Consider the following 26,593-nt stretch of genomic DNA (forward strand, 5'->3'; position numbering starts at 1 on the left):
ATGAGAATGCGGGCGAGAGGATTACGCCGTAGCACAACGTGTTCCAGAGATTTCTTAAACGGCAAAAGGATGCTCCATGTACATGCTTTGCCGCTTAGGTTACATTGTTCACACTTTTTTCCGGCGTAGCCCAAAACGCGCTGTCGTCAAGTCGTTGCGGGCATGGCCTTCATTATCCGATCTGGAGTCAAAATGTCCTCACGTAAAGAGCTTGCTAACGCTATTCGTGCGCTGAGCATGGACGCAGTACAGAAAGCCAAATCCGGTCACCCGGGTGCCCCGATGGGTATGGCTGACATTGCCGAAGTCCTGTGGCGTGATTTCCTGAATCATAACCCGCAGAACCCCTCCTGGGCCGACCGCGACCGTTTTGTCCTGTCCAACGGCCACGGTTCCATGCTGATTTACAGCCTGCTGCACCTCACCGGTTATGATCTGCCGATTGAAGAGCTGAAGAACTTCCGTCAGCTGCACTCTAAAACGCCGGGTCACCCGGAAGTCGGCTACACCGCGGGCGTGGAAACCACCACCGGTCCGCTGGGGCAGGGTATTGCGAATGCGGTTGGTATGGCCATCGCGGAGAAAACTCTGGCGGCGCAGTTCAACCGCCCGGGCCACGACATTGTTGACCACTTCACCTACGCGTTCATGGGCGACGGCTGCATGATGGAAGGTATCTCTCACGAGGTATGCTCCCTGGCTGGTACCCTGAAACTGGGCAAGCTGGTGGCGTTCTATGACGACAACGGCATCTCTATCGACGGTCACGTGGAAGGCTGGTTCACCGATGACACCGCGAAGCGTTTTGAAGCCTACGGCTGGCACGTGGTGCGCGGCGTTGACGGTCACGATGCTGACTCGATTAAACGCGCGGTAGAAGAAGCGCGTGCGGTCACCGACAAACCGTCCCTGCTGATGTGCAAAACCATCATCGGTTTCGGTTCGCCGAACAAAGCCGGTACCCACGACTCCCACGGCGCGCCGCTGGGCGACGCGGAAATCGCGCTGACCCGCGAAGCGCTCGGCTGGAAACACCCGGCGTTTGAAATCCCGTCTGAAATCTATGCCCAGTGGGATGCCAAAGAAGCTGGCCAGGCGAAGGAGTCCGCGTGGAACGAGAAATTCGCCGCCTACGCCAAAGCCTTCCCGCAGGAAGCTGCCGAGTTTACCCGCCGTATGAAAGGCGAAATGCCGGCTGATTTCGACGCGAAAGCGAACGAATTCATCGCGAAGCTGCAGGCTAACCCGGCGAAAATCGCCAGCCGTAAAGCGTCCCAGAACGCCATCGAAGCCTTCGGCCCGCTGCTGCCTGAGTTCCTCGGCGGCTCCGCTGACCTGGCGCCAAGTAACCTGACCCTGTGGTCCGGCTCTAAAGCGATCAACGAAGACACTGCCGGTAACTACATCCACTACGGCGTGCGCGAATTCGGTATGACCGCGATTGCCAACGGTATCGCCCTGCACGGCGGTTTCCTGCCGTACACCTCCACCTTCCTGATGTTCGTCGAGTACGCACGTAACGCAGTACGTATGGCCGCGCTGATGAAACAGCGTCAGGTGATGGTCTACACCCACGACTCCATCGGTCTGGGCGAAGACGGCCCGACGCACCAGCCGGTTGAGCAGGTGGCTTCCCTGCGCGTCACGCCGAACATGTCCACATGGCGTCCGTGCGACCAGGTGGAATCCGCCATTGCGTGGAAATACGGCGTAGAGCGTCAGGACGGCCCGACCGCGCTGATCCTCTCCCGTCAGAACCTGGCGCAGCAGGAGCGTACCGAAGAGCAGCTGGCGAACGTCGCCCGCGGCGGCTACGTGCTGAAAGACTGCGCGGGACAGCCGGAGCTGATCTTCATTGCCACCGGTTCTGAAGTGGAGCTGGCGGTTGCCGCTTACGAAAAACTGACTGCCGAAGGCGTGAAGGCGCGCGTGGTTTCCATGCCGTCCACCGACGCGTTCGACAAGCAGGATGCCGCTTACCGTGAAGCCGTGCTGCCGAAAGCCGTCTCTGCGCGCGTTGCCATCGAAGCGGGTATCGCCGACTACTGGTTCAAATACGTGGGCCTGAACGGCGCGATCGTTGGCATGACCACCTTCGGTGAGTCTGCGCCGGCAGAGCAGCTGTTTGAAGAGTTTGGCTTCACCGTGGATAACGTGGTCGCGAAAGCGAAAGCGCTGCTGTAGTTCTTTCACCGCCTCCGGGCTACGGGCCAGCGCGGTCGGGTAGCCCGGACAGGTGCGCAGTACCGCCTCCGGGTAAAAACTCTGACTGCCGCCGTAAAAAACGGGTCGCTCTGGCGGCCCGTTTCTTTTTCAGACCATCCTCAGCACCCTGCCTTTTTCCAGAAGCACCCGGTGGGAAAAGTGCCGCCGTATAAACGCCTCATCGTGGCTGATGGCCACTACGCTGGTCCCTCTTTTGCGACAAACCGCCAGCCACGCTTCAAATATTGCCAGCCAGTGCTGGTCAAAATCGCGGCTGGGTTCGTCAAGCAGCAGTATTTCTGGCGCCATGGCTTCCAGACAGGCGACGGCGACCATCCTGCGTTGGGCGGTATGTAAATCCAGCGGATGCGCGTCGGCTACGCTCTCCAGCCGGCATAATTTCAGCGCCGCCGCGGTGCGTTGCGCAACCTCCGCAGGAGGCAATTTCTGGAGCCGCAGCCCAAAGGCGACCTCTTCCGCGACTTTGCTGTGGAAGAGCTGGTTTTCGGCCTCCTGAAACAGCACGCCGATGATATTGGCGCGTTGACGGTTTTTGTATTGCGCAATCGGCTTATCCAGCAAATTGACGGTACCGGACGTGGCGGGTAGCAGTCCGGCCATCACCCGCAGCAGGGTGGATTTCCCCGCGCCGTTATCGCCGGTGAGCGCCAGCCATTCGCCCTTGCCGAGCGCCAGCGAGATATTTTGCAAACAGTCAGCCGTCGCGCCCGGCCAGCGCCAGGTCACCTGATTCAACGTTAGCATAGTGGGGAAAGCGCTCCATCGTGCAGTCGCCATCCCTGCTGACACCAGGCAAGAAAAGGCGAAGGGGGGCGTTCAAAAAGGATAATCAACGAACGCTGCGCCAGCGCCCAGTGCCCCAGGCGCTCCAGAAGCATAGCGCTTGCCTGCGCCGTCAGGCGGCTAAAGGCTTCGTCAAGGATCAGTAGCGTTGGCCGCATAGCCAGCGCGCAGGCGATCGCCACGCGCTGGGTTTCTCCCCCGGATAGCGTGGAGGGGTGGCGATGTCGTAACGCCTGGCACGCCGTCAGCGTCAGCGCTTCGTCAATACGGCGCATAATCTCCTCTTCGCTGAGGCAGAGATTTTCAGGGCCAAAAGCGACCTCTTCTTCGACGCTGAAAGTACAGCCGGAAAGCTGGAGATAGGGTGATTGCTGGACCAGCTGGATGGTCTGCGCCCGTTCGACCAGCGATTGCTGGCCGATGGGGATACCAAGCAGGCTGCCTTTTCCTTCGATATCGCCGGGCAGAAAATCAGGATACCAGCCCGCCATAATCTGCGCCAGAGTGCTTTTCCCGCTGCCGCTATCGCCAAAAATCGCCACAATGCCGGGCTGCGAATAATGAAAATCAAAGCATGCCGCAGATCGCGCCGCCTGGGTCGGGTGGTAGCGGAATTGTTCTAACGTAACCATAGCCAGGCTCCGGCTTCAACGACCATCGCCAGCAGCATGCCGTAACGTGCCAGACGTTGTAAGGCGCTGTCTTTCGGCGCCCAAAGCGTGGTGCGCCGACGATGTAAACGAAATGCCCGCATATCCAGTGCCGCTCCGCGTATCGCCAGATCGTTAAGCGCGTTGTGGGTCAGAGGGATAATGAGCGCAGGCATAGCGCGCAGCCGCTGATAGCCGTTCTCGTCCAGCGGTACGCCGCGGGCGCGTTGGGCCTCATGGATGATCGTCAGCTGGCGCTTTAGCTGTTCGACAACCAGCAGCGGGCCAGCGAACAGATAAGCGACGCCCGGCGGCAGGCGTGAAGCAAGCAGGGCGCGAATAAAGCGCTGTACCGGTACGTATTCCATCCACAGCTGTGACGTTGAAACAATCGCCAGAATTCTCAGCCAGAGCGTGATGGCGCTGGCCCAGCGCTGCGGGTCGCGGGGGTGGCCGCTCAGCCACTGGGTAAACCAGCCGCCGTGGACCAGCCACAGGCCAATGCCCAGCGAGAAGAGGAGCCAGGCGACGTATTTTGCACGCCGCCGCGTCGCCCTGAACAGCAGCAAGCTGAGAAACGCCGCTGCGCTATAAGCCGGCAGCGCCGTCTCTGCGGGCAGCAGCAGCGTAGTCGCCGCCGCCAGCGCCCAGAGGGTTAACGACGTAAAAGGGTGCATTTAGCGTACGGCAGACATTGCAGGAAACTGACGCAGCGTGCGCAGCGGCAGCTGGCGCAGCAGGATCCAGACGATAATCGCGGTAAGGATTTTATCCACCAGATTAGCGCCTAAGACGGTAATCGCCACCGATTCCAGCAGATTCTGACCTGCCGAATGGATCCAGGCGACAAACAGATCCGCGCCGCTGCCCGTCACGCCGCCGAACAGCGCCGTACGCAGCGGTACGGCGACCGCGGTCACGGCGAGGGTGATAACAACGCCGCTAATTATCACCTTCGGTAAGGTGCGGAACCATCCCGCGCGCGCCAGCCATCCGGCGACAAGACCAATCACCATCGCCACCGGCGCAAAGGCGGCGGCAATCGGATCGGTCAGCAGCCCCCACAGGAGGTTGGTCAGTAACCCGGTCAACATGCCAATGACCGGGCCGAGTAAAACCGCGCTGATTAAGGTGCCGATCGAATCGAGAAAGATGGGAAGCTTTAACAGACTGATGAGCTGTCCGCCGATCATATTGATGGCGACGGCGATCGCAATCAGCACCAGGGACTGGCTGGTAAATTGGCGACGAGCCATAGAAACCTCTTTAAGGGAAAAAGTTATCGGGATGAAATGACCAGTTCGTCATAGCCGGAAACCGCGCACGGCTGACGGCTAAACGCCAGGGAGGTCAGTTCGCCTATCACCAGCTCAAGGGTGGTGCGGACGGTACAGCCGGGCATCATATGGCCGCCGAGCATGGCGCCTTGCGGATCGGATATCGCTAAATGGAGATGTTCACCTTGCCATTCCAGCGTGCCGTTCAGGGAGATAACCTCGTAGGTTCCGGTCAATAAAGTGGTCTCATCCTGGCCGGCAAAACGTAATGCCGCATGGCTTAAGCTGCCGGTACAGCCGGCTATCCAGGCAGCCTGAATCTGTTGCTCTTGTATGAAGGCGCGCAGGCGTGAAAAAACCTCATCACCCGGAAGTAAGCGAAGCGCAAAGTAACGAGCCGCAGAGGGCTGCAAGTGTGGGATTGTCATTTTTTCGAGGGACTCCGAGACTCGGACGTAACGGTAATAATATCGCCGCTCTTCAGTATAGTTTCTGATATAAATCAGTATTAGCGGCCCGGCAACGAAAAGATATCGCTACGCTTATTCGTCATTCTGGAATAGGGAATAAATTCCCCAGCAGATAGCGCGAAAGTGTGATGTAAGTCAGATAAATGGTTTCTCCAGCTGGACAATCATTCCTTTTATTCCTTGTTTGGCTTATTCTAGCTGAAGCGTTTCAGTCGTCTAAATGTTCGACAATTAATCAATCAGTCGCAGTTTGCGACAGGTAAGGTTTCCCTTAGAGCGTTGCTGCATTACTCTGTCAGCCACCTCATATCATGGATAGCCTTGCAGGAGACCTATGACCATACGCATTGCGATTAATGGCTTCGGTCGCATAGGGCGTAACGTGGTTCGTGCTTTGTACGAATCAGGGCGTCGTGCGGAAATTACCGTGGTGGCAATCAATGAACTGGCGGATGCTGCCGGCATCGCGCATTTATTGAAATATGACACTAGCCATGGGCGCTTTGCCTGGGATGTACGCCAGGAGAGAGAGCAGCTGTTTGTCGGCGATGATGCCATTCGTCTTCTGCATCAATCTTCCCTTGAGGTGTTGCCCTGGCGTGAGCTGGCGGTGGATGTGGTGCTTGATTGTACCGGCGTTTACGGCAGCCGTGAACATGGCGAAGCCCATCTTCAGGCTGGCGCGAAGAAGGTGCTCTTTTCACACCCTGGCGGCAACGATCTCGACGCAACGGTTGTTTTTGGCGTCAATCATGATGAACTGCGAGCCGAGCACCGTATCGTCTCCAACGCCTCCTGCACCACCAACTGCATTATTCCGGTCATTAAGCTGTTAGATGATGCCTACGGCATAGAGTCAGGAACGGTAACCACGATCCACTCATCAATGAACGATCAGCAGGTCATTGATTCCTGGCATCCGGATTTACGCAGGACGCGAGCGGCCAGCCAATCAATCATCCCGGTTGATACTAAGCTTGCTGCGGGGATCACGCGAATTTTCCCTCAGTTTAACGATCGCTTTGAAGCGATTGCGGTGCGTGTGCCGACGATTAATGTGACGGCGATCGACCTTAGCGTATCGGTGAAAAAACCGGTAAAAGCAAGTGAAGTCAACCAGTTGCTGCAAAAAGCAGCACTAGGTGCATTTCATGGTATAGTTGACTATACGGAATTGCCGTTAGTCTCGATAGATTTCAACCACGATCCCCATAGCGCCATCGTCGATGGCACACAAACGCGGGTAAGTGGCGCGCATTTGATCAAAACGCTGGTCTGGTGCGATAACGAATGGGGCTTTGCTAACCGGATGCTCGACACCACGTTAGCGATGGCCGCACAAGGTTTCAGGTAAGGCGCTCAGGCGCCTGCAAAACTTTATCAAGAATCAACGAGAGGATTCACCATGTCTGTAATTAAGATGACCGATCTGGATCTGGCTGGTAAACGCGTTTTTATCCGTGCGGATCTGAACGTACCGGTTAAAGAAGGGAAAGTAACCAGCGACGCGCGTATCCGTGCTTCTCTGCCGACCATCGAACTGGCCCTGAAACAGGGTGCGAAAGTGATGGTCACTTCCCACCTGGGTCGTCCTACCGAAGGCGAGTACAACGAAGAATTCTCTCTGCTGCCGGTTGTTAACTATCTGAAAGACAAACTGTCTAACCCGGTACGTCTGGTTAAAGATTACCTGGAAGGCGTTGAAGTCGCTGCCGGTGAGCTGGTGGTTCTGGAAAACGTTCGCTTTAACAAAGGCGAGAAGAAAGACGACGAAGCGCTGTCGAAAAAATACGCTGCGCTGTGCGATGTATTCGTCATGGACGCGTTCGGTACCGCTCACCGCGCGCAGGCTTCTACTCACGGTATCGGTAAATTCGCTGACGTCGCTTGCGCAGGCCCGCTGCTGGCCGCTGAGCTGGACGCCCTGGGTAAAGCGCTGAAAGAACCGGCTCGTCCGATGGTTGCGATCGTGGGTGGTTCTAAAGTTTCTACCAAACTGACCGTTCTGGACTCCCTGTCTAAAATTGCTGACCAGCTGATCGTCGGCGGCGGCATCGCCAACACCTTCGTTGCCGCTCAGGGCCACAACGTCGGTAAGTCCCTGTACGAAGCCGATCTGGTTGACGAAGCGAAACGCCTGCTGACTACCTGCGATATCCCGGTTCCGACTGACGTTCGCGTGGCAACCGAGTTCTCTGAAACCGCAACCGCCACCCTGAAATCTGTCAACGACATCAAAGATGAAGAGCAGATTCTGGACCTGGGCGATGCTTCCGCAGAGAAACTGGCTGAAATCCTGAAAAACGCGAAAACCATCCTGTGGAACGGCCCGGTCGGCGTGTTCGAATTCCCGAACTTCCGCAAAGGTACTGAAATCGTGGCTAACGCTATCGCAGACAGCGAAGCGTTCTCCATCGCAGGCGGCGGCGACACCCTGGCAGCAATCGACCTGTTCGGCATTGCTGACAAAATCTCCTACATCTCCACCGGCGGCGGCGCATTCCTCGAATTCGTGGAAGGTAAAGTTCTGCCGGCAGTAGCCATGCTCGAAGAGCGCGCTAAGCAGTAATTCAGTTCAGGCGGGGAGACCCGCCTGTTTTTCAGCGCGCGTAAAAGCTCGCGAACCTTCTTCAACGGTCGAAGATACAGATACAGGACTACGTAACATGTCTAAAATTTTTGATTTCGTAAAACCGGGCGTCATCACTGGCGACGACGTTCAGAAAGTGTTCCAGGTAGCTAAAGAAAACAACTTTGCTCTGCCAGCGGTAAACTGCGTGGGTACTGATTCCATCAACGCCGTTCTGGAAGCAGCTGCAAAAGTTCGTTCTCCGGTTATCGTTCAGTTCTCTAACGGCGGCGCTGCGTTCATCGCGGGCAAAGGCGTGAAAACTGACGTTCCTCAGGGCGCAGCCATCCTGGGCGCTATCTCTGGCGCGCATCATGTGCATCAGATGGCTGAGCACTACGGTGTTCCGGTTATCCTGCACACTGACCACTGCGCTAAGAAACTGCTGCCGTGGATCGACGGTCTGCTCGACGCGGGTGAAAAACACTTCGCCGCAACCGGCAAACCGCTGTTCTCTTCTCACATGATCGACCTGTCTGAAGAGTCCCTGCACGAAAACATCGAGATCTGTTCTAAGTACCTGGCGCGTATGGCCAAAATGGACATGACTCTGGAAATCGAACTGGGCTGCACCGGCGGTGAAGAAGATGGCGTGGACAACAGCCACATGGATGCTTCTGCGCTGTACACCCAGCCGGAAGACGTTGATTACGCGTACACCGAGCTGAGCAAAATCAGCCCGCGTTTCACCATCGCCGCTTCCTTCGGTAACGTACACGGCGTTTACAAGCCGGGCAACGTAGTACTGACCCCGACTATCCTGCGCGACTCTCAGGAATACGTTTCTAAGAAACACAACCTGCCGCACAACAGCCTGAACTTCGTATTCCACGGTGGTTCCGGTTCTTCCGCTCAGGAAATCAAAGACTCCGTAAGCTACGGCGTGATCAAAATGAACATCGATACCGATACCCAATGGGCAACCTGGGACGGTATCCTGCAGTACTACAAAACTAACGAAGCTTACCTGCAGGGCCAGCTGGGCAACCCGAAAGGCGAAGACCAGCCGAACAAGAAATACTACGATCCGCGCGTATGGCTGCGCGCTGCACAGACGTCCATGGTGACCCGTCTGGAGCAGGCATTTAAAGAGCTGAACGCGATCGACGTTCTGTAAGAAAGTTTTGTTGCTTACCCGGAAGCCCGCAGAAATGCGGGCTTTTTTATTATCTGAACAACATGAAATGTTGCTAAATAAATGTGATCAATTTGGCAAAACGCACTCTTATTGTTTACCCTTAACCTGTTTGTAATTATCAGGTTTGGTTATTTTTTCCCCGTCCGGGTATCCATAAGGAAAGTTGAATGGAAGATTTGAACGTTGTCGATAGCATAAATAACGCCGGTTCATGGCTGGTGCGCAATCAGGCGTTACTGCTGAGCTATGCCGTCAACATCGTCGCGGCTCTCGCGATTATTATTGTCGGCTTGATCGTGGCGCGCATTGTTTCCAATACTGTGAATCGCCTGATGCGGGCGCGGCATATCGATGCCACCGTTGCCGATTTTCTGTCTGCGCTGGTGCGCTATGCCGTTATTGCTTTTACCCTGATCGCCGCTCTGGGCCGCGTGGGCGTGCAAACCGCCTCGGTCATTGCCGTCCTCGGCGCCGCGGGTTTAGCCGTTGGTCTGGCGCTGCAGGGCTCGCTGTCTAACCTTGCCGCTGGCGTCCTGCTGGTGGTCTTCCGCCCGTTCCGCGCCGGTGAATACGTTGACCTTGGCGGTATCGCGGGAACCGTGCTGAACGTGCAGATTTTCTCCACGACCCTGCGCAGCGCGGATGGCAAAATCGTGGTGGTGCCGAACGGTAAAATCATTGCCGGGAATATCATCAACTTCTCCCGCGAGCCGGTGCGCCGCAACGAATTTATCATTGGCGTGGCCTACGATGCTGATATCGATAAAGTGAAGCAACTGCTCACTAATATTATCGAATCGGATGAGCGTATCCTCAAAGATCGTGAAATGACCGTTCGTCTGAATGAACTGGGCGCATCATCAGTGAATTACGTGGTACGCGTATGGAGTAAAAGCAGCGATCTGCAAAGCGTTTACTGGGACGTTCTGGAGCGCATTAAGCGCGACTTTGACGCCAACGGCATCGGCTTCCCGTATCCGCAGATGGATGTGCATGTGATTCGTCCGCAGGAAAAAACAGAGTAGTTTTCCCCTCCAAAAGGTCGGTATGCCCGGCCTTTTATTCGAACCTGATCATTAGATTGGCTTATCAATGATTAATATTTTCAATTTCCTCTAATGATATTTGCGCGCTATATTCCCCGGCATTGACTCTTTCAGTGGAAATCACTCCCCATGTTATCGTATTACTTTCAGGGCCTTGCTCTGGGAGCGGCCATGATTTTGCCGCTCGGCCCGCAAAACGCCTTTGTGATGAATCAGGGCATTCGCCGTCAGTACCATCTGATGATCGCGCTGCTGTGCGCCATCAGCGATCTGCTGCTAATTTGCACCGGGATTTTTGGCGGTAGCGCGCTGCTGATGCAATCGCCGTGGCTGCTGGCGCTGGTGACCTGGGGCGGCGTCGCTTTTTTATTGTGGTACGGTTTTGGCGCGCTGAAAACGGCCTTTAGCAGCAATCTGGAGCTGGCCAGCGCGGAAGTGATGAAGCAAGGGCGCTGGAAAATTATCGTCACCATGCTGGCGGTGACCTGGCTGAATCCCCACGTTTATCTGGATACGTTTGTGGTGCTCGGAAGTCTCGGCGGGCAGCTGGCGATGGAGCCGAAGCGCTGGTTTGCCTTAGGCACCATCAGCGCATCGTTCTTGTGGTTCTTTGGCCTGGCCCTGCTGGCCGCCTGGCTGGCTCCGCGCCTGCGTACGGCGAAGGCGCAGCGCATTATCAACGTGTTGGTCGGTCTGGTGATGTGGGTCATTGCCTTCCAGCTGGCGAATGACGGCTTCGCCCATGTGCAGGCGCTGCTTAACTAAGCCTTGTCCGATGGACTTTCTCCGCGTAAGCGCTAAGCTTGCTGGCATGCGTCTGTGTATAGACGACCAATGTAATATGGAGAAACGACAGTGAAGTTAAAAGTCATGGCCCTGGCGGCTGCACTTGGATTTAGCGCAATGGCAGTTCAGGCAAATGAGTTGCCAAACGGCCCACATATTGTTACTTCAGGTACCGCCAGCGTCGCGGCGGTTCCTGATATCGCCACGCTGGCGATTGAAGTTAACGTCTCCGCGAAAGACGCGGCATCCGCTAAAAAACAGGCCGATGAGCGCGTGGCCCAGTATCTCTCATTCCTGGAGAAGAGCGGTATTGCGAAGAAAGACATTAACTCTGCCAACCTGCGCACCCAGCCTGATTACGACTATCAGAACGGCAAAAGCATTCTCAAGGGCTATCGTGCGGTGCGTAGCGTTGAAGTGACGCTGCGCCAGCTGGATAAGCTCAACGGTTTGTTAGATGGCGCGCTTAAAGCCGGTCTGAATGAGATCCGTTCGGTCTCACTGGGCGTGGCGCAGCCGGACGCTTATAAAGATAAAGCGCGTAAAGCGGCAATTGACGATGCCATTCACCAGGCTCAGGAGCTGGCCACCGGCTTCCACGGTAAACTGGGGCCCGTCTACAGCGTTCGCTATCATGTCTCTAACTACCAGCCGAGCCCGATGGTGCGGATGATGAAAGCCGATGCGGCGCCGGTTTCTGCTCAGGAAACCTACGAGCAGGCGACCATTCAGTTCGATGACCAGGTGGACGTGGTGTTTGAGCTGCAGCCGACCCAGCCTGCGCCAACACCTGCGGAACCGGCGAAACCCGCTGAAGAACCCAAAGCCGCGCAGTAATCCTGTCGCCCGGCCTTCGCGCCGGGTTTTTTCTGTCACTATCTGTAAAATTGAGAGCGCGACAAAAGTCTTTTCCCTGAATAAGGTAAGGATATATCCCTGTTCTACGATGAGGTGAGCATGGATATCTTTATTTCGAAAAAGATGCGCAATTTTATTCTGTTGGCGCAGACCAATAATATCGCCAGAGCGGCGGAAAAAATTCATATGACCGCATCTCCCTTCGGCAAAAGCATCGCTGCGCTGGAGGATCAGATCGGCTATACGCTATTTACCCGTAAAGATAACAGCATCAGCCTCAATAAAGCGGGGCAGGAACTCTATCAGAAGCTGTTTCCCATTTATCAGCGCTTATCGGCCATCGATAACGAAATTCACTATTCCGCGCACCGCTCGCGCAACATCGTTATCGGCATCGACAATACCTATCCAACGATTATTTTCGATCAGCTCATCAGCCTGGGCGATAAATACGATGGCGTAACCACCCTGGCCGTGGAGTTCAGCGAGAATGGCGTGATTGATAACCTGTTCGATCGCCAGCTGGATTTTATTATCTCGCCGCAGCATGTTTCGCCCCGCGTGCAGGAGCTGGAAAATTTGACCATTAGCGAACTGGCGCCGCTGCGTCTGGGGTTTCTTGTTTCCCGCCTCTATGAAGATAGGCCGGCGCAGGATCTGTTACGTGAGCTGCCCTGGCTGCAGATGCGTTTCCAGAACCGGGCCAATTTTGAGGCGATGCTGGACGCGTATATGCGCCCCAGCGGGATCAACCCGACGATTATCTATCGCCCCTACAGCTTTATGGCCAAAATTAGCGCCGTAGAGCGCGGGCAGTTTTTGACGGTTATTCCTTACTTCGCCTGGCGTCTGGTGAATCCGGCGAAGCTGAAGTACTTCGACGCGCCCGGCAGCGCGATGTATATGCAGGAGTATCTCTATTCGCTGAAAAATCATCGCTATACCACCACGATGCTTCAGCACATTACTGAAGATCGCGACGGCGCGGAGGGCTAGCCGAGCATTGAACCGTGCTCAAGCAGATTACGATGCAGGTCGAAGGCGTGGGCGAGGTCGTGGTGAATATGTCCGCCGGGAGCGCTCTCCAGATAGCGATGTAAATAGTCCCGGTAGAGCGGATGCGCGCAGTTATCAATGATGGCGCGGGCGCGCTGCAGCGGCGATAGCCCGCGCAGATCGGCGATACCCTGCTCGGTAACGATCGCCTTCACGCTGTGCTCGCTGTGATCGACATGGCTGCACATCGGCACGATGGTGGAGATCTTCCCGTCCTTGGCGATGGACGGCGCCATGAAGATAGAGAGCCAGACGTTGCGTTCAAAATCGCCGCTGCCGCCGATGCCGTTCATCAGATTCACCCCGGCTACGTGCGTCGAGTTGGCGTGACCGTAGATATCAAACTCCAGCCCCACGTTGAGGGCGATAACCCCCAGACGGCGGATAATTTCCGGATGATTGGAGATCTCCTGCGGGCGCAGGACAATGCGGCTGGCGAAGAAATCCATATTGTCGTAAATCTTGCGCAACGAATCGGCGGATACCGTCAGGCTGGAGGCGCTGACGCCGGTGACTTTTCCCGTTTCCAGCAGATGAACTACCGACTCCTGTAAAACTTCCGAGTACATCATAAAAGCGGGGATATCCGGATTTTCGCCCAGCCGCGCCATGACCGCGTTGTTGATATTGCCCACGCCGCTTTGCAGCGGCAGAAATTCAGGCGGGATACGTCCGCGAGCCATCTCTTCCAGCAGAAAGGTGACCACATTATCGGCAATTTTCTGACAAACCGGATTATTGTTATCCAGAACGTTTCCGGCGTCCGGCAGCGCGGTCTCCACCACAGCGACAATCTTGTTCGGATCGATTTGCACGTACCGGCTGCCCACGCGATCCATCGTATGAAAGATGGCGATGCTGTTGCGCCGCGGCGGGGCGCCGGGGATCACGATATCGGCCAGCTCGGCAACCCGCGGGCTGTGGTAGTGATTCAGCTCAATGATCACTTTCTTCGCCCGCAGCAGCCAGGTTGGCGCGTTGCCGATACCGCTGGTGAGCCAGACCCGCCCGTCCGGCGCGATAGCCGAGGCTTCGATCACCGCGACATCAATCTCGCCAAAGAACCCATAGTTGACCATTTGCGCCACTTCGCTCAGGTGCAGATCGACAAATTTCACCTGCCCCTGGTTGATTTTTTGCCGCAGTCCGGAGGCGGTCTGATAGGGCGCGCGCCACGAGACGGCATCGGCTGCCGATAGCGCATCATCGGCGGCCGCGCTGATGGAGGCGCCGGTCAGCAAGCGGATCTGAAAAGGCTTCTGCGTCCGATGTAATTCATCAGCGCGGCGAGCGATGGCCGCGGGCAGCGCTTTGGGCGAACCGGCGGGCGTGAATCCGCTGAACGCCACCATCTGGTCGTGCTGGATAATCTCGGCCGCTTCATCGGCGCTCATCCGTTTCATTTTATGCTCCTTAATCCGGCGTGATTAATGGCCGACGAACTCAGGTTTACGCTTTTCAATAAACGCGCTCATACCTTCCTGATAATCCACGCTGTCGTAGACGGCGCGACGCATTCCCTGAATACGTTCGAACTCGTCGGAATTCATGGTGTGGGCTTCGCCAAGCACGCGCAGCTCTTCCTTAATGACCGCGATCGCCAGCGGCGCTTTCTCGGAGATGTGGTGCGCCATCTGCAAGGTAAAATCTTCCAGTTCGTCGGCGTCCACCACGTGATTGAGAATACCGACCGCCAGCGCGCGCTGGGCGGTGATGGGCAGGGCGGTGAAAATCAGCTCTTTCACGATATGAAAGCCGGCGTCGCGGGTCAGATTGTGAATGCCGACCAGGTTGTAGGGCACGCCGAGATTCACCGGCGTCATAGAGAACGTGGACGTGCTTGCGGCGATGATCAGATCGGAGCTCATGATCATCTCGAACGCGCCGCCCCAGACGCTCCCTTCGACCATGGAGATCACCGGTTTCGGATATTTTTGGATCATGCGGGTAATCTGGCGCAGCGGATCGTCATACGAAAGCGGATCGCGGCGTCCGCCGGGCAATTCGTGGATGTCATGGCCGGCGGAGAAAACTTTTGATCCGCCAGGCGCGCGTAAAATGACGCAGCGAATTTCCGGCCTGTTGAGGTCGCTCAACGCCTGCATCAGGTCGTCGATAAACACCTTGCTTAAGGCGTTGAGCTTGCGGCTATAGTTGAACTCAATCACCGCAACCTTACGGATAATTTCGACATTAACATATTGATAAGACATAAATATCCTTTTACGCAAAGTAATGATTCTGGAGGAATTCGCTAATCTGCCGCAGCCCGGTGCGCGGCGAGAGGCCGTTGTTTTTTACCGCCTGTAGCGTTTGCTGGAAGTAGCGATCAAAGTCCGCTCGGGCAAACAGCAGATGCAGCGCCTCGGTTTCGGCCTGCTTTTGCAGCCACTCCAGCGCCTGACGCTGGCGCAGCTTTTCAAGATCGCCGCTGTCGGTGAGGGTGGTTTTGAAGTCAAGGATAGCGAGCCAGACGGCTTCGATACCGCGCTGCTCCAGCGCGCTACAGCTCAAAACGCGCGGCTGCCACGCGGCGTGCTTGCGGCGCAGAATATGCAGGGCGGATTCATACATATGGCGGGTAATAGCCACGCTGGCGCGGTTCTCGCCATCATCTTTATTGATAACCACGATATCCGCCATCTCCATGATCCCTTTTTTAATGCCCTGCAGATCGTCACCGCCGCCGGCGATCTGCAGCGAGATGAAGCAGTCCACCAGCCTGGAGACCTCCGTTTCCGACTGGCCGACGCCGACGGTTTCGACGATTACCACGTCATAGCCCGCTGCTTCGCACAGCAGTATCAGCTCCCGCGTGCGCAGGCTGGTGCCGCCCAGATGGCCGCTGGAGGGCACCGGGCGGATAAATGCCGAGTCCGATCGCGCCAGTTCGATCATGCGCGTCTTGTCGCCAAGAATGCTGCCGCCGCCGATTGGGCTGCTTGGATCGACCGCTATCACCGCGACCCGCAGGCCATGGCGAATCAGCAGCATGCCGAAGGCTTCCAGAAAGGTACTCTTTCCGGCTCCCGGCGTGCCGGTGACGCCGAGGCGCAGGGCGTTGCCGGTGAAGGGCATAATCGCATCCAGCAGCTGGGCGCTCAGCGCCTGGTGGCGGGGATGCTGACTCTCCACCAGCGTCATGGCTTGGGCGAGCGTGGCCCGCTCGCTTAAACGTAATCGCCGAATGGCGTCGCTCAGGGTGGATGAGTTAATCATGATGCTGGCTAATCCTCATCAGGACGTCGCGTACGCTCTCCAGCATCGGCGTACCGGGGCCATAAATAGCGGCCACGCCGCGCGCCTGCAGAAACGCGTAATCCTGCGGCGGAATGACGCCGCCGGCGATGACGCAGATATCTTCCCGTCCCCATTTTTTCAGGGCATCGACCAGCTCGGGGATCAGGGTTTTGTGGCCTGCCGCCAGCGATGAGGCGCCAACTACGTGCACGTCGTTCTCCACGGCGAGGCGGGCGATCTCTTCTGGCGTGGAAAACATCGGGCTCAGGTCAACGTCGAAGCCAAGATCGGAATAGGCGCTGGCGATCACTTTGGCCCCGCGATCGTGACCGTCCTGACCCATTTTGGCGATCAGAATGCGCGGGCGTCGGCCGCGTTCCGCGAGGAATTTTTCGGTTTGCGCAACAATGGCGTCAAACTCGCAGGCGGCTTTGTCTGACTGGTGGTAGCTTTGCGCAATCACGCCGGTGACGCACTGGCTGGGCACCAGATAGCGGTCAAAAGCCACCTCCAGCGCGTCGGAGATTTCGCCCAGCGTGGCGCGTACGCGGGCGGTGTTGATGGCGGCGGCCAGCAGGTTTTCACCATGCTGCGCGGCGTGGGTGAGGGCGTTCAGCGCGGCTTTTACCGTCACGTCGTCCCGACTGGCCCGTATTTTTTTCAGCGAGGCGATCTGTTCGTTGCGCACCTTGACGTTGTCGATCTCCAGTACCGCCGTTTCATCTTCTTTTTCCAGCTTGTACTTATTGACGCCGACGATGACGCGCTTGCCCTGGTCGATCAGCGATTGCTCGCGGGCAGAGGCCTCTTCGATCATCCGTTTCGGCAGTCCGGCCTCAATCGCCTTCGCCATCCCTCCCGCTTCGTCGATCTGCTGCATAATGGCTCGCGCCTGCTTAACGATCCGATCGGTCAGCGACTCGACGTAATACGATCCACCCAGCGGATCCACGGTGCGGCAGATCTCCGACTCCTCCTGAATGATGATCTGCGTATTACGCGCGATACGTGCGGAAAAGTCGGTGGGCAGGCCGAGCGCCTCATCAAAGGCGTTAGTATGCAGCGACTGGGTGCCGCCGAGCGTGGCGCCGAGCGCTTCGATAGTGGTGCGGATCACGTTGTTATACGGATCCTGCTCGGTGAGGCTCCAGCCGGAGGTCTGGCAGTGGGTGCGCAGGGCTAAGGATTTCGGATTGGTGGCGCCGAAGCCGCTTACCGCTTCGCTCCACAGGTAGCGTGCGGCGCGCAGCATGGCGACGTTCATAAACAGATCCATACCGATGCCGAAGAAAAACGACAGGCGCGGGGCAAAGTCATCAATTTTCAGTCCGGCGGAGAGCGCGGCCTTGATGTATTCGATGCCGTCGGCCAGGGTAAAGGCCACCTGCTGCACGCAGTTGGCTCCGGCTTCGCCCATGTGATAGCCGCTGATGCTGATGGTATTGAAGCGTGGCATGTTGCCCGAACACCAGGCGATGATGTCGGCGATAATGCGCATTGAGGGCTTTGGCGGGTAAATATAGGTATTCCGGCACAGGTACTCTTTCAGAATATCGTTCTGGACCGTGCCGGTGAGTTGTGCAGGCGCAACCCCTTGTTCTTCCGCCGCGACGATATAAAACGCCATTATCGGCAGTACTGCGCCGTTCATGGTCATCGATACGGACATCTTATCCAGCGGGATCCGATCGAATAAAATCTTCATGTCTTCGACGGTATCGATCGCCACGCCGGCTTTCCCCACGTCGCCCGCCACGCGCGGGTTATCGGAGTCATAGCCCCGGTGGGTCGCGAGGTCGAAGGCGACGGAAAGCCCTTTCTGCCCGGCGGCGAGGTTGCGGCGATAGAAAGCGTTGGACTCTTTGGCGGTAGAGAAACCGGCGTACTGGCGGATGGTCCACGGCTGGGCGGTGTACATGGTGGCGCGCGGGCCGCGAACGTAAGGCGGCAGGCCGGGCAGGGTGCCGGTCACTTCCAGATTATCAAGATCGGCTTCGGTATACAGCGGCTTAACGTCAATGCCCTCTGCCGTCTGTTTTACCAGGGCATCGACGGTTTTTTCCCGCCGGCTGAGCTCTTTGTTGGCGAGCGTTTGCCACTGCCGTAACTCTGACATGTTGTGCTCCGTATGCGCAATGAAATGGAATATTGCGAATACGGTGAGCTTTTTCATCGCCTCTGTCGCCAGCAAAAAATAGCCATCGATGCGTCGTTTTTTGCCGCATGAAATGTTTTATTTTGTGATGTATTTCAAAGATATAAACAGGAGAAGGTGGGTCATACAGGCCGGACGGCGCCGGCCTGCTTGCGGGGGTTAATCTTGTCTCAACACTTTATGGCCGTAATCGATCAGCGCATCGGTCACCCGGCGCATCATGCGGCTTTCCGGGGCAAAACGGTGCCAGTAGAGCATCCGGCGCTGGAACAGGCCCGGCGTGAGGTTAATCAGTTCGCCGCTGTTCAGCTCTCTCTCAATTTGCAGATGCGGGATCATACAGCAGGTTGTTCCCTGACGGGCCAGCTGCACAAAGGCTTCCGAGGAGTTCACGATATGGCAGGGCACGCTGCCCGGCGGCAAATCGAAGTTCTGCTGCAAAAAGGCCTGGTGCATATCATCGAGATGATCGAATGCCACCACCGGCGCTTTCAGCAGCGCCGAGCGGGTCACCCCGTTGGGAAAATAGCGCTGGGCAAACTCCTTCGAGGCGACGAACAGGTAGTCGAGGGCGCCGAGCTGATCGACCAGGCAGCTGGGCAGCGCCTGCGGCTGAATACTGACCGCGCCGACCACTTCACCGCGGCGCAGGCGTTCCTGGGTCCGGGTCTCGTCTTCCACCTGCAGGTTCAGCCGAATAGGGGAGTCGGAAAGCACGCTGGAGAGCGCGGGCAGCAGCCAGGTGGCGAGGCTGTCGGCGTTGACCGCCAGCGATAGCAGCAGCGGCGTGGAGCCGGTTTGTTCATCGCCCAGCCACTCCTCTTCCAGCAGTTCGACCTGACGCAGCAGGGCCAGCAGCTTTTGTCCCTGTTCGGTGGGACGCGGCGGTACGGTTCGCACCAGCAGCGGTTGTCCAAACATGTTTTCCAGCTGTTTGATGCGCTGAGAGACGGCGGACTGCGTAATACAAAGCTTCTGCGCGGCGCGCTCAAACCCTCGTTCCCTGATTACCGCGTCCAGCGCCTGTAGTGTTCTGTAGTCCGGTCGTTTCATTGCTCTGGCGTGCCCCCTAATACTTTTCGTTAACTCGCACTATGACATAAATTTGTTTTTGATGAAGATGAAAAATTGGCGACCGCGTTGTGTGATCGCCGTCGCAGGGACAATGACCCCCCTGATGTTCTATAATGCGCCTCAGGAATTCACATCTCGGACCATAATCATGACGCAAGATGAACTGAAAAAAGCGGTAGGCTGGGCGGCACTGCAGTATGTACAACCGGGCACTATCGTTGGGGTCGGTACGGGCTCGACGGCGGCGCACTTTATCGATGCGCTGGGTACCATGAAAGGGCAAATTGAAGGGGCGGTTTCCAGCTCTGATGCCTCTACTGAAAAACTGAAAAGCCTCGGTATTACGGTTTTTGATCTGAACAGCGTTGACCGTCTTGGTATTTACGTGGACGGCGCAGATGAAATCAACGGCCATATGCAGATGATCAAGGGCGGTGGCGCAGCCCTGACGCGTGAGAAAATTATCGCTTCGGTCGCCGACAAATTTATCTGTATCGCCGATGCTTCCAAGCAGGTGGATATTCTGGGTAAATTCCCGCTGCCGGTGGAAGTGATCCCGATGGCGCGCAGCGCCGTGGCGCGTCAGCTGGTTAAACTGGGCGGCCGTCCGGAGTATCGTCAGGGCGTCGTGACCGATAACGGTAACGTGATCCTCGATGTGTTTGGTCTGGAAATTCTGGATGCTATTGCGCTGGAAAATACCATTAACGCTATTCCGGGCGTCGTGACCGTCGGCCTGTTTGCGAATCGCGGTGCGGACGTCGCGCTGATTGGCACCGCTGATGGTGTAAAAACTATCACTAAATAGTCTGATCCGAGGGAGCGAATCGCTCCCTCGCAAATATTTTTTCTCCAGGCCTATTTTGGTGACTTCTGTCACATTTATGCGCCTTGTCTTAGTAACAATCTACCTTTCTTTTACTTTCTGGTGTTTTGTCCTGCTATTTCCCGCTGATTGATATTTCTTCAGGTTGCTGACGCAAACGTTCATATTGCCGCAATAGTTTTTTTTGATATGTTGCTGAGAAGAACTTTCGTTCCGCACGACATCAGTTAAGACAAAAACAGGACGGGGAAATGGCTAAGGTATCACTGGAAAAAGACAAGATTAAATTTCTGCTGGTTGAAGGTGTGCACCAAAAAGCGGTGGACAGCCTTCGCGCTGCGGGCTACACCAATATCGAATTTCATAAAGGCGCGCTGGATAGCGAAGAGCTGAAAGCGTCCATCCGTGATGCCCATTTCATCGGCCTGCGTTCCCGTACTCATCTGACTGAAGAGATCTTCGCGGCGGCGGAGAAGCTGGTCGCGGTTGGCTGCTTCTGTATCGGTACCAACCAGGTTGATTTAAACGCGGCGGCGAAACGCGGTATCCCGGTGTTTAACGCCCCGTTCTCCAATACCCGTTCCGTTGCTGAACTGGTGATCGGCGAACTGCTGCTTATGCTTCGCGGCGTACCGGCGGCAAATGCCAAAGCGCACCGCGGCGTATGGAACAAGCTCGCGGTCGGCAGCTTTGAAGCGCGCGGCAAAAAGCTGGGTATTATCGGCTATGGTCATATCGGCACGCAGCTGGGTATTCTGGCCGAATCGCTGGGGATGCATGTCTATTTCTACGATATTGAAAGCAAGCTGCCGTTAGGTAATGCGACTCAGGTCCAACATCTTTCTGATCTGTTGAACATGAGCGATGTGGTGAGCCTGCACGTGCCGGAAAACGCCTCTACGAAGAACATGATTGGCGCGGAAGAGCTGGCGCTGATGAAACCCGGCGCGCTGCTGATCAACGCCTCTCGCGGCACCGTGGTGGATATCCCGGCGCTGTGCGATGCGCTGGCGAGCAAGCACCTGGCGGGCGCGGCGATCGACGTCTTCCCGACCGAGCCGGCGACCAACAGCGATCCGTTCAACTCTCCGCTCTGTGAGTTCGACAACGTTATTCTGACCCCGCACATTGGCGGCTCAACTCAGGAAGCGCAGGAAAACATCGGTCTGGAAGTGGCGGGCAAGCTGGCGAAATACTCCGATAACGGTTCTACGCTCTCCGCGGTTAACTTCCCGGAAGTGTCGCTGCCGCTGCACGGCGGGCGCCGTCTGCTGCATATCCATGAAAACCGTCCGGGCGTTCTGACCGCGATTAACCAGATTTTCGCCGCGCAGGGCATTAACATCGCGGCGCAGTATCTGCAGACCACTCCGCAAATGGGCTACGTGGTCATTGATATCGAAGCCGAAGAAGATGTCGCGCAGAGCGCGCTGCAGGCGATGAAGGCTATTCCTGGCACCATCCGCGCCCGTCTGCTGTTCTAACTCCTTTTATGCCAGCGGGCAGGTCATCGACCTGCCCCTTTTCTCCTGATAGACCCTTCTGCAATTTCCCGTCGCCACCCAAAGCTTTGCGAGGCTTGCCGCAAACGGCGATTAAAACCGTCGGATGTCGTTGTGCCTGAAAGAAAGGGATTTACGATAAAGACTCAGCGTGGGGCTGAAACGGGAAAGCCCCTACCGAGGCAGGGGCTCTAAAAGGAAAGGGACGATGATGAGACTCTTCATCATGCTGCTTATCCTGTTAATCATCGCCTGGCCAGCATATTAACAGAGAGAATGCAGGAGGGAGATTCGCCTCCCTCACCCTTTACCCAGGAATTTAGGTGAAAAAATCAGCAATGTCAATTGTTCGGGCGTTTTACCAGAGCCAGGTTTTTGACGGCGTGATGACCGCTGGTAGCGGGATATCCCACTGCTCCGTCGGCAGCGCGTCAACCTGCTGGCAATCATGCGCGTAGCCGACCGGCTGCAGGCGATGCTGCCGCCAGTTTTGCAGCGTCCGGTCGTAAAATCCGCCGCCCATACCCAGGCGCTGTCCGGCGGCATCAAACGCGACCAGCGGCGTTACCAGTACATCCAGCTGGCTAAGCGGGAGGACATTGCGCACGTCGAGCTTCGGTTCGCGGATGTTCAGACGATTCACCACCAGATCGCTGCTTGGGTGGTAGTGCAGAAACAGAAGATTGCCGGGGCTGAACGGATGAAGCACGGGGAGATAGACCCGTTTGCCTGCCCGCCAGAGCTGATCAATCAGCGGCCGCGTATCCAGCTCGCCATCAAACGAAAGAAATACCGCGACCGTCTGCGCGAGCAGAACCGGCGGATACGCCATCATTCTGTCCGCCGCCTGGAGGGCGAACTGGGTTTGCTGCTCCGGTGTTAACGCGCGTCGGCGCTGGCGGATCTGCTGACGAATTTGCTGCCTGGTAAAGGGGATATCTGACAATAGGGTCATACCTGAGTCTCATCGGTGAGCAAACGATACCAACAGGCGTAGTCTAATACACGGCGGCAAAAGCCGAAAATTAACTTAGGGGGGGATGAAACGAAAAAGAAGGGAATCTCCGAGATGCCGCCGCAGGCTGTAACCCTTGAACCCTTGGTTCAAGGTGAATGTGTCGTCACAGTTTTAAGGCTTCTCGGACGGGCCGAGCATGCTCACCAACCGTGGAGCGCCACATTCTTGTGGTATGAAATATCGGCTCAGGGGACTGGCCCGCTTGCAAACATCTCAGAGAAATTTTGTTCTTGCGATTACTCTAACACAGTTAAATGCAAAGTGTTATTCAAACTTCTGCCCGGGTCTTTCGCTTATGCGACCTTGCTCAAGCAATGCTTGTTCGATGGTCTGCTGAAGCATCCGAATACGCTGCTCCATGCTGGCGGCGTAGTCGCGGGTTTTCGCTTTTTCCTGAGTCAACTCATAGCTGATGTTCAACGCGGCGATGAAGACCAGCTGCTCAGTATTTGTGACTCTAGTGCGTTCTTTTAAATCTTGCAACCGCTGATTCAGGTCGTCAGCTGCCTGGTTTAAGGCATCCCTTTGTTCAGGCGGGCAATTCACTCGTAGTGAACGGCCAAAAATTTGGAGATCTACGGGTTGTGCAGACATGCCACCTTCCTGCTGATTGACTGCGCGGCCTTCACGCCCTGGGAGGGTCTGCGAAGGGGCGACACTATAGCTACCCTGGTTTTAAGATACAAGCCCTATTCTGGTTCACCAGGGTCCAAAGTGGTAGCATATCATGAATATTCCTCCCAACGATGACGAATGCGCATGTCTATACAGAACGAAATGCCTGGCTACAACGCTGTAGACCAGTTACTGAACCAACAAGGGGTAGGATTAACCCCTGCCGAAATGCACGGTTTGATTAGCGGGATCCTGTGCGGCGGCAACAAAGACAGCAGCTGGCAGCCGTTGGTGCACGATCTGACTAACGAAGGCCTGGCTTTTGGTCACGAGCTGGCGCAGGCGCTGCGTAACATGCATTCCGCCACCAGCGACTCGCTGGAGGATGACGGTTTCTTATTCCAGCTCTACCTGCCGGATGGCGACGAAGTGAGCGTGTTCGATCGCGCCGATGCGCTCGCGGGTTGGGTGAACCATTTTCTGCTTGGGCTGGGCGTGACGCAGCCTAAGCTGGATAAAGTCAAAGACGAAACGGGCGAAGCCATCGACGATCTGCGCAATATTGCTCAGCTCGGGTATGACGAAGACGAGGATCAGGAAGAACTCGAAATGTCTCTGGAGGAGATTATCGAATACGTACGCGTTGCTGCGCTGCTGTGCCACGACACCTTCTCTCTTCAGAAACCCACTGCGCCGGAAGTTCAAAAGCCGACGCTACACTAATCATTCATTAAATCGTTCAGGGGGCGTCATGACTCAGCAGGAATTTCTCTCTCGTCGCCAGGCTCTACTGGCGCAGATGCAGCCGGGCAGCGCAGCGCTCATTTTCGCCGCGCCGGAAGCGGTACGCAGCGCAGATTCAGAATATCCCTACCGGCAGAGCAGCGATTTTTGGTACTTCACCGGCTTTAATGAGCCAGAAGCGCTGTTGGTATTGATTAAAAGCGATGAGACGCACAACCACAGCGTATTGTTTAACCGCGTGCGCGATCTGACCGCTGAAATCTGGTTTGGCCGCCGCCTTGGGCAGGAAGCTGCCCCCGCGAAGCTGGGCGTCGATCGCGCGCTGGCATTTAGTGAAATCAATCAGCAGCTGTTCCAGCTCCTTAACGGCCTCGACGCTATCTACTTTGCTCAGGGCGAATATGCCTACGCCGACGACATCGTTTTTAACGCGCTGGAAAAACTGCGCAAAGGCGTACGGCAGAATCTGCAGGCGCCAGGCTCGGTCATTGACTGGCGGCCGATGGTGCATGAGATGCGCCTGTTTAAATCGGCAGAAGAGCTGGAGGTCATGCGCCGCGCAGGGGAGATCTCCGCGCTGGCCCATACCCGGGCTATGGAGAAATGCCGTCCCGGGATGTTCGAATATCAGCTGGAAGGCGAGATCCTTCACGAATTCAACCGTCACGGCGCGCGCTTTCCTTCTTATAACACCATTGTGGGTGGCGGCGAAAATGGCTGCATCCTGCACTACACCGAAAATGAGTGCGAGCTGCGCGACGGCGATCTGGTGCTGATTGATGCAGGCTGCGAATACCGCGGCTACGCGGGCGATATCACCCGAACTTTCCCGGTTAACGGCAAATTTAGCCCGGCCCAGCGCGAGATTTACGATATCGTCCTTGAATCTCTGGAAACCTCGCTGAAGCTCTATCGCCCTGGTACCTCAATTAAAGAGGTTAACCTGCAGGTGGTGCGGATTATGATTACCGGCCTCGTGCGTCTGGGGATCCTGAAAGGTGAAATTGATGAGCTGATTGCCAATAACGCCCATCGTCCTTTCTTTATGCATGGCCTGAGCCACTGGCTGGGGCTCGACGTGCATGATGTCGGCAGCTATGACGTCGACCGCTCGCGTATTCTTGAGCCGGGAATGGTGCTGACCGTTGAACCGGGGCTGTATATTGCGACGGATGCCGACGTACCGGCCCAGTATCGCGGCATTGGCATTCGTATTGAAGACGATATCGTCATTACCGAAGACGGTAATGAGAACCTCACCGCTGGCGTAGTGAAAAAAGCGGATGATATCGAGGCGCTGATGGCGGCGGCGCGCCAGCTATGAGCGTCCTGATCGTCGGCGGAGGAATGACCGGCGCGACGCTGGCGTTAGCGATATCTCGCCTGACCGGCGGTACGCTGCCGGTGCATCTGGTTGAAGCATCAGCGCCGGATTCCGCGCAGCATCCGGGCTTTGATGCCCGCGCCATCGCTCTGGCTGCCGGTACCTGCCAGCAGCTGGCTCGCGTGGATATCTGGCAAGAGATAGCCGACTGCGCCACGGCCATTCAGCGCGTTCACGTCAGCGATCGCGGCCACGCGGGGTTTGTGACGCTCGAGGCTGAGGAGTATGGGCTGGCGGCGCTGGGTCAGGTGGTCGAGCTGCACGATGTTGGCCAGCGCCTGTTTGCGCAGCTGCGCAAAGCGCCTGGCGTGACGCTGCACTGCCCGGCAAAGGTGGAAAATGTCAGCCGCAGCGAAGAGAGCGTAAGCCTGGTTCTGGACAACGGCGAAACCCTCAGCGGTAAACTGCTGGTCGCCGCCGATGGCTCGCGTTCGACGCTGGGGGCCCGCTGCGGTATCAGCTGGCAGCAAGAACCCTATGAACAGCTGGCGATTATCGCCAACGTCAGTACCGCGCAGCCGCATAGCGGGCGCGCGTTTGAACGCTTTACCCTCCACGGCCCGCTGGCGATGCTGCCCATGTCGCAGGGCCGCTGCTCGCTGGTGTGGTGTCATCCGCAGTCGCGGCATGATGAGGTGCTGAGCTGGTCGGACGAACGCTTTCGTCATGAGCTTCAGCAGGCATTCGGCTGGCGTCTTGGCCGGATCGTCCATGCCGGAAAGCGCAGCGTGTATCCGCTCTCGCTCACCCGAGCCAGCCGCACGGTTGCGCATCGGCTGGCGCTGGTCGGCAACGCGGCGCAAACGCTGCATCCTATTGCCGGGCAGGGATTTAACCTCGGTCTGCGCGACGTCATGAGCCTGGCGGAAATGCTGGCGCATGCGCGGGCAGAAGGAGAGGATCCGGGCGGCTATTCGCTTCTGAGCCGCTATCAGACCCGACGTGCCGCAGATAAAGCCGCCACCGTCGGCGTGACCGACGGGCTGGTGCATCTGTTCGCCAATCGCTGGGCGCCGCTGGTGGTGGGGCGCAACGTCGGCCTGATGGCGATGGAATTATTTACCCCGGCGCGCGATGCGCTGGCGCAGCGTACCCTCGGTTGGGTCCCCCGTTAAG

General features: G+C 56.8%; 25 protein-coding genes and 1 other RNA gene. 13 read left to right on the forward strand and 13 right to left on the reverse strand.

The features are described 5' to 3' along the window. Window positions 1-192 precede the first annotated feature (192 nt). Window positions 193-2,184 (forward strand): transketolase, encoded by a 1,992-nt coding sequence (gene tkt / locus HMPREF1144_RS29920; protein ID WP_004854129.1) that lies wholly within the window; start codon window positions 193-195, stop codon window positions 2,182-2,184. 129 nt (window positions 2,185-2,313) lie between these two features. Here the strand turns inward: tkt and HMPREF1144_RS29925 are convergent, their stop codons facing one another. The 5 genes from HMPREF1144_RS29925 to HMPREF1144_RS29945 are packed head-to-tail and all read right to left on the reverse strand — an operon-like array spanning window position 2,314 to window position 5,364. Next, window positions 2,314-2,970 carry an ABC transporter ATP-binding protein gene (locus HMPREF1144_RS29925; RefSeq protein WP_009654983.1) on the reverse strand — a complete coding sequence of 219 codons (657 nt, stop codon included), beginning with the start codon at window positions 2,968-2,970 and terminating at the stop codon, window positions 2,314-2,316. Further along, window positions 2,964-3,641 carry an ABC transporter ATP-binding protein gene (locus HMPREF1144_RS29930; RefSeq protein WP_004854126.1) on the reverse strand — a complete coding sequence of 226 codons (678 nt, stop codon included), beginning with the start codon at window positions 3,639-3,641 and terminating at the stop codon, window positions 2,964-2,966. Before HMPREF1144_RS29930 ends, HMPREF1144_RS29925 begins: the two co-directional genes overlap by 7 nt. Continuing rightward, the gene (locus tag HMPREF1144_RS29935; RefSeq protein WP_004854124.1) at window positions 3,629-4,336 is read right to left on the reverse strand and encodes an energy-coupling factor transporter transmembrane component T; all 708 of its coding nucleotides are present in this window, start codon (window positions 4,334-4,336) and stop codon (window positions 3,629-3,631) included. The genes HMPREF1144_RS29930 and HMPREF1144_RS29935 overlap by 13 nt, the downstream gene beginning before the upstream one ends. Next, window positions 4,337-4,915 carry an ECF transporter S component gene (locus HMPREF1144_RS29940; protein ID WP_004854121.1) on the reverse strand — a complete coding sequence of 193 codons (579 nt, stop codon included), beginning with the start codon at window positions 4,913-4,915 and terminating at the stop codon, window positions 4,337-4,339. A 23-nt stretch (window positions 4,916-4,938) separates the two neighbouring features. Next, window positions 4,939-5,364, reverse strand: coding sequence for a PPC domain-containing DNA-binding protein (locus HMPREF1144_RS29945; protein WP_042928788.1), 426 nt, complete (start codon window positions 5,362-5,364; stop codon window positions 4,939-4,941). A gap of 376 nt (window positions 5,365-5,740) precedes the next feature. Between HMPREF1144_RS29945 and epd the strand changes: the two genes are divergently transcribed. The 7 genes from epd to srsR all read left to right on the forward strand — a co-directional run bounded on the left by epd (window position 5,741) and on the right by srsR (window position 12,859). Then, window positions 5,741-6,760 carry an erythrose-4-phosphate dehydrogenase gene (gene epd / locus HMPREF1144_RS29950; protein WP_009654995.1) on the forward strand — a complete coding sequence of 340 codons (1,020 nt, stop codon included), beginning with the start codon at window positions 5,741-5,743 and terminating at the stop codon, window positions 6,758-6,760. Between the two features lie 51 nt (window positions 6,761-6,811). Then, on the forward strand, window positions 6,812-7,975 hold the full coding sequence (gene pgk, locus HMPREF1144_RS29955) for a phosphoglycerate kinase (protein ID WP_004854115.1): 1,164 nt from the start codon (window positions 6,812-6,814) through the stop codon (window positions 7,973-7,975). A 97-nt stretch (window positions 7,976-8,072) separates the two neighbouring features. After that, the gene (gene fbaA / locus HMPREF1144_RS29960) at window positions 8,073-9,152 is read left to right on the forward strand and encodes a class II fructose-bisphosphate aldolase (protein WP_009654956.1); all 1,080 of its coding nucleotides are present in this window, start codon (window positions 8,073-8,075) and stop codon (window positions 9,150-9,152) included. A 188-nt stretch (window positions 9,153-9,340) separates the two neighbouring features. Further along, the gene (locus tag HMPREF1144_RS29965; protein ID WP_004125028.1) at window positions 9,341-10,198 is read left to right on the forward strand and encodes a small-conductance mechanosensitive channel MscS; all 858 of its coding nucleotides are present in this window, start codon (window positions 9,341-9,343) and stop codon (window positions 10,196-10,198) included. Window positions 10,199-10,348: 150 nt separating this feature from the next. Further along, window positions 10,349-10,984, forward strand: coding sequence for an arginine exporter ArgO (gene argO, locus HMPREF1144_RS29970; RefSeq protein ID WP_042928791.1), 636 nt, complete (start codon window positions 10,349-10,351; stop codon window positions 10,982-10,984). A gap of 90 nt (window positions 10,985-11,074) precedes the next feature. Then, a complete protein-coding gene (locus HMPREF1144_RS29975; RefSeq protein WP_004854111.1) occupies window positions 11,075-11,842 on the forward strand; it encodes an oxidative stress defense protein in 768 nt (255 codons plus the stop codon). A gap of 120 nt (window positions 11,843-11,962) precedes the next feature. Next, the gene (srsR, locus tag HMPREF1144_RS29980) at window positions 11,963-12,859 is read left to right on the forward strand and encodes a LysR family transcriptional regulator SrsR (RefSeq protein ID WP_009654986.1); all 897 of its coding nucleotides are present in this window, start codon (window positions 11,963-11,965) and stop codon (window positions 12,857-12,859) included. Here srsR and HMPREF1144_RS29985 read toward each other — a convergent pair. The 5 genes from HMPREF1144_RS29985 to argP all read right to left on the reverse strand — a co-directional run bounded on the left by HMPREF1144_RS29985 (window position 12,856) and on the right by argP (window position 19,367). Continuing rightward, window positions 12,856-14,322: an acetyl-CoA hydrolase/transferase family protein gene (locus tag HMPREF1144_RS29985; protein ID WP_009654992.1), complete on the reverse strand. Its 1,467-nt coding sequence runs from the start codon at window positions 14,320-14,322 to the stop codon at window positions 12,856-12,858. The genes srsR and HMPREF1144_RS29985 overlap by 4 nt on opposite strands. Window positions 14,323-14,346: 24 nt before the next feature. Further along, a complete protein-coding gene (gene scpB / locus HMPREF1144_RS29990) occupies window positions 14,347-15,132 on the reverse strand; it encodes a methylmalonyl-CoA decarboxylase (RefSeq protein ID WP_009654951.1) in 786 nt (261 codons plus the stop codon). A 10-nt stretch (window positions 15,133-15,142) separates the two neighbouring features. Beyond that, the gene (meaB, locus tag HMPREF1144_RS29995) at window positions 15,143-16,138 is read right to left on the reverse strand and encodes a methylmalonyl Co-A mutase-associated GTPase MeaB (protein WP_009654931.1); all 996 of its coding nucleotides are present in this window, start codon (window positions 16,136-16,138) and stop codon (window positions 15,143-15,145) included. Then, on the reverse strand, window positions 16,131-18,275 hold the full coding sequence (scpA, locus tag HMPREF1144_RS30000; RefSeq protein ID WP_042928807.1) for a methylmalonyl-CoA mutase: 2,145 nt from the start codon (window positions 18,273-18,275) through the stop codon (window positions 16,131-16,133). Before scpA ends, meaB begins: the two co-directional genes overlap by 8 nt. A 198-nt stretch (window positions 18,276-18,473) precedes the next feature. Beyond that, window positions 18,474-19,367: a DNA-binding transcriptional regulator ArgP gene (gene argP, locus HMPREF1144_RS30005; RefSeq protein ID WP_004105608.1), complete on the reverse strand. Its 894-nt coding sequence runs from the start codon at window positions 19,365-19,367 to the stop codon at window positions 18,474-18,476. A 169-nt stretch (window positions 19,368-19,536) separates the two neighbouring features. Between argP and rpiA the strand changes: the two genes are divergently transcribed. Together rpiA and serA are read left to right on the forward strand one after the other, a co-directional pair. Then, entirely contained in the window at window positions 19,537-20,196 is a 660-nt protein-coding gene (gene rpiA, locus HMPREF1144_RS30010) for a ribose-5-phosphate isomerase RpiA (RefSeq protein WP_004854100.1), read from the forward strand. Window positions 20,197-20,465: 269 nt separating this feature from the next. Beyond that, window positions 20,466-21,698: a phosphoglycerate dehydrogenase gene (gene serA, locus HMPREF1144_RS30015; protein ID WP_004115297.1), complete on the forward strand. Its 1,233-nt coding sequence runs from the start codon at window positions 20,466-20,468 to the stop codon at window positions 21,696-21,698. Window positions 21,699-22,074: 376 nt separating this feature from the next. Here serA and HMPREF1144_RS30020 read toward each other — a convergent pair whose 3' ends face one another. The 3 genes from HMPREF1144_RS30020 to zapA all read right to left on the reverse strand — a co-directional run bounded on the left by HMPREF1144_RS30020 (window position 22,075) and on the right by zapA (window position 23,328). Then, window positions 22,075-22,671 carry a 5-formyltetrahydrofolate cyclo-ligase gene (locus HMPREF1144_RS30020; RefSeq protein ID WP_009654989.1) on the reverse strand — a complete coding sequence of 199 codons (597 nt, stop codon included), beginning with the start codon at window positions 22,669-22,671 and terminating at the stop codon, window positions 22,075-22,077. 102 nt (window positions 22,672-22,773) lie between these two features. Continuing rightward, a non-coding RNA gene (gene ssrS / locus HMPREF1144_RS32285) (6S RNA) lies at window positions 22,774-22,957 on the reverse strand. 41 nt (window positions 22,958-22,998) lie between these two features. Further along, window positions 22,999-23,328: a cell division protein ZapA gene (zapA, locus tag HMPREF1144_RS30025; protein ID WP_004105598.1), complete on the reverse strand. Its 330-nt coding sequence runs from the start codon at window positions 23,326-23,328 to the stop codon at window positions 22,999-23,001. Window positions 23,329-23,493: 165 nt separating this feature from the next. Here zapA and HMPREF1144_RS30030 point away from each other — a divergent pair, with 165 nt between their 5' ends. Genes HMPREF1144_RS30030 through ubiH form a run of 3 tightly spaced genes read left to right on the forward strand, consistent with a single transcriptional unit; the run spans window position 23,494 to window position 26,592 of the window. Continuing rightward, window positions 23,494-24,072 carry a YecA family protein gene (locus HMPREF1144_RS30030; protein WP_004133578.1) on the forward strand — a complete coding sequence of 193 codons (579 nt, stop codon included), beginning with the start codon at window positions 23,494-23,496 and terminating at the stop codon, window positions 24,070-24,072. 28 nt (window positions 24,073-24,100) lie between these two features. Continuing rightward, window positions 24,101-25,417, forward strand: a complete 1,317-nt coding sequence (pepP, locus tag HMPREF1144_RS30035) for a Xaa-Pro aminopeptidase (protein ID WP_009654942.1) — start codon at window positions 24,101-24,103, stop codon at window positions 25,415-25,417. Continuing rightward, window positions 25,414-26,592 (forward strand): 2-octaprenyl-6-methoxyphenyl hydroxylase, encoded by a 1,179-nt coding sequence (gene ubiH, locus HMPREF1144_RS30040; RefSeq protein WP_009654930.1) that lies wholly within the window; start codon window positions 25,414-25,416, stop codon window positions 26,590-26,592. Before pepP ends, ubiH begins: the two co-directional genes overlap by 4 nt. The last annotated feature ends 1 nt before the right edge of the window (window position 26,593 follow it).

The sequence above is a fragment of the Klebsiella sp. OBRC7 genome (genome assembly GCF_000293135.1).
GTDB lineage: Bacteria > Pseudomonadota > Gammaproteobacteria > Enterobacterales > Enterobacteriaceae > Klebsiella > Klebsiella michiganensis.

Bases quoted from the DNA above. Each gene is read 5' to 3' on its own strand.
- pepP (WP_009654942.1), top strand. From the start codon at position 24,101: ATGACTCAGCAGGAATTTCTCTCTCGTCGCCAGGCTCTACTGGCGCAG.
- argP (WP_004105608.1), bottom strand. From the start codon at position 19,367: ATGAAACGACCGGACTACAGAACACTACAGGCGCTGGACGCGGTAATC.
- tkt (WP_004854129.1), top strand. From the start codon at position 193: ATGTCCTCACGTAAAGAGCTTGCTAACGCTATTCGTGCGCTGAGCATG.
- rpiA (WP_004854100.1), top strand. From the start codon at position 19,537: ATGACGCAAGATGAACTGAAAAAAGCGGTAGGCTGGGCGGCACTGCAG.
- HMPREF1144_RS29945 (WP_042928788.1), bottom strand. From the start codon at position 5,364: ATGACAATCCCACACTTGCAGCCCTCTGCGGCTCGTTACTTTGCGCTT.
- HMPREF1144_RS29925 (WP_009654983.1), bottom strand. From the start codon at position 2,970: ATGCTAACGTTGAATCAGGTGACCTGGCGCTGGCCGGGCGCGACGGCT.
- HMPREF1144_RS29935 (WP_004854124.1), bottom strand. From the start codon at position 4,336: ATGCACCCTTTTACGTCGTTAACCCTCTGGGCGCTGGCGGCGGCGACT.
- ubiH (WP_009654930.1), top strand. From the start codon at position 25,414: ATGAGCGTCCTGATCGTCGGCGGAGGAATGACCGGCGCGACGCTGGCG.
- argO (WP_042928791.1), top strand. From the start codon at position 10,349: ATGTTATCGTATTACTTTCAGGGCCTTGCTCTGGGAGCGGCCATGATT.
- HMPREF1144_RS29930 (WP_004854126.1), bottom strand. From the start codon at position 3,641: ATGGTTACGTTAGAACAATTCCGCTACCACCCGACCCAGGCGGCGCGA.
- pgk (WP_004854115.1), top strand. From the start codon at position 6,812: ATGTCTGTAATTAAGATGACCGATCTGGATCTGGCTGGTAAACGCGTT.
- HMPREF1144_RS29940 (WP_004854121.1), bottom strand. From the start codon at position 4,915: ATGGCTCGTCGCCAATTTACCAGCCAGTCCCTGGTGCTGATTGCGATC.
- serA (WP_004115297.1), top strand. From the start codon at position 20,466: ATGGCTAAGGTATCACTGGAAAAAGACAAGATTAAATTTCTGCTGGTT.
- srsR (WP_009654986.1), top strand. From the start codon at position 11,963: ATGGATATCTTTATTTCGAAAAAGATGCGCAATTTTATTCTGTTGGCG.
- HMPREF1144_RS29965 (WP_004125028.1), top strand. From the start codon at position 9,341: ATGGAAGATTTGAACGTTGTCGATAGCATAAATAACGCCGGTTCATGG.
- HMPREF1144_RS30030 (WP_004133578.1), top strand. From the start codon at position 23,494: ATGTCTATACAGAACGAAATGCCTGGCTACAACGCTGTAGACCAGTTA.
- epd (WP_009654995.1), top strand. From the start codon at position 5,741: ATGACCATACGCATTGCGATTAATGGCTTCGGTCGCATAGGGCGTAAC.
- HMPREF1144_RS29985 (WP_009654992.1), bottom strand. From the start codon at position 14,322: ATGAAACGGATGAGCGCCGATGAAGCGGCCGAGATTATCCAGCACGAC.
- meaB (WP_009654931.1), bottom strand. From the start codon at position 16,138: ATGATTAACTCATCCACCCTGAGCGACGCCATTCGGCGATTACGTTTA.
- fbaA (WP_009654956.1), top strand. From the start codon at position 8,073: ATGTCTAAAATTTTTGATTTCGTAAAACCGGGCGTCATCACTGGCGAC.
- zapA (WP_004105598.1), bottom strand. From the start codon at position 23,328: ATGTCTGCACAACCCGTAGATCTCCAAATTTTTGGCCGTTCACTACGA.
- HMPREF1144_RS30020 (WP_009654989.1), bottom strand. From the start codon at position 22,671: ATGACCCTATTGTCAGATATCCCCTTTACCAGGCAGCAAATTCGTCAG.
- scpB (WP_009654951.1), bottom strand. From the start codon at position 15,132: ATGTCTTATCAATATGTTAATGTCGAAATTATCCGTAAGGTTGCGGTG.
- scpA (WP_042928807.1), bottom strand. From the start codon at position 18,275: ATGTCAGAGTTACGGCAGTGGCAAACGCTCGCCAACAAAGAGCTCAGC.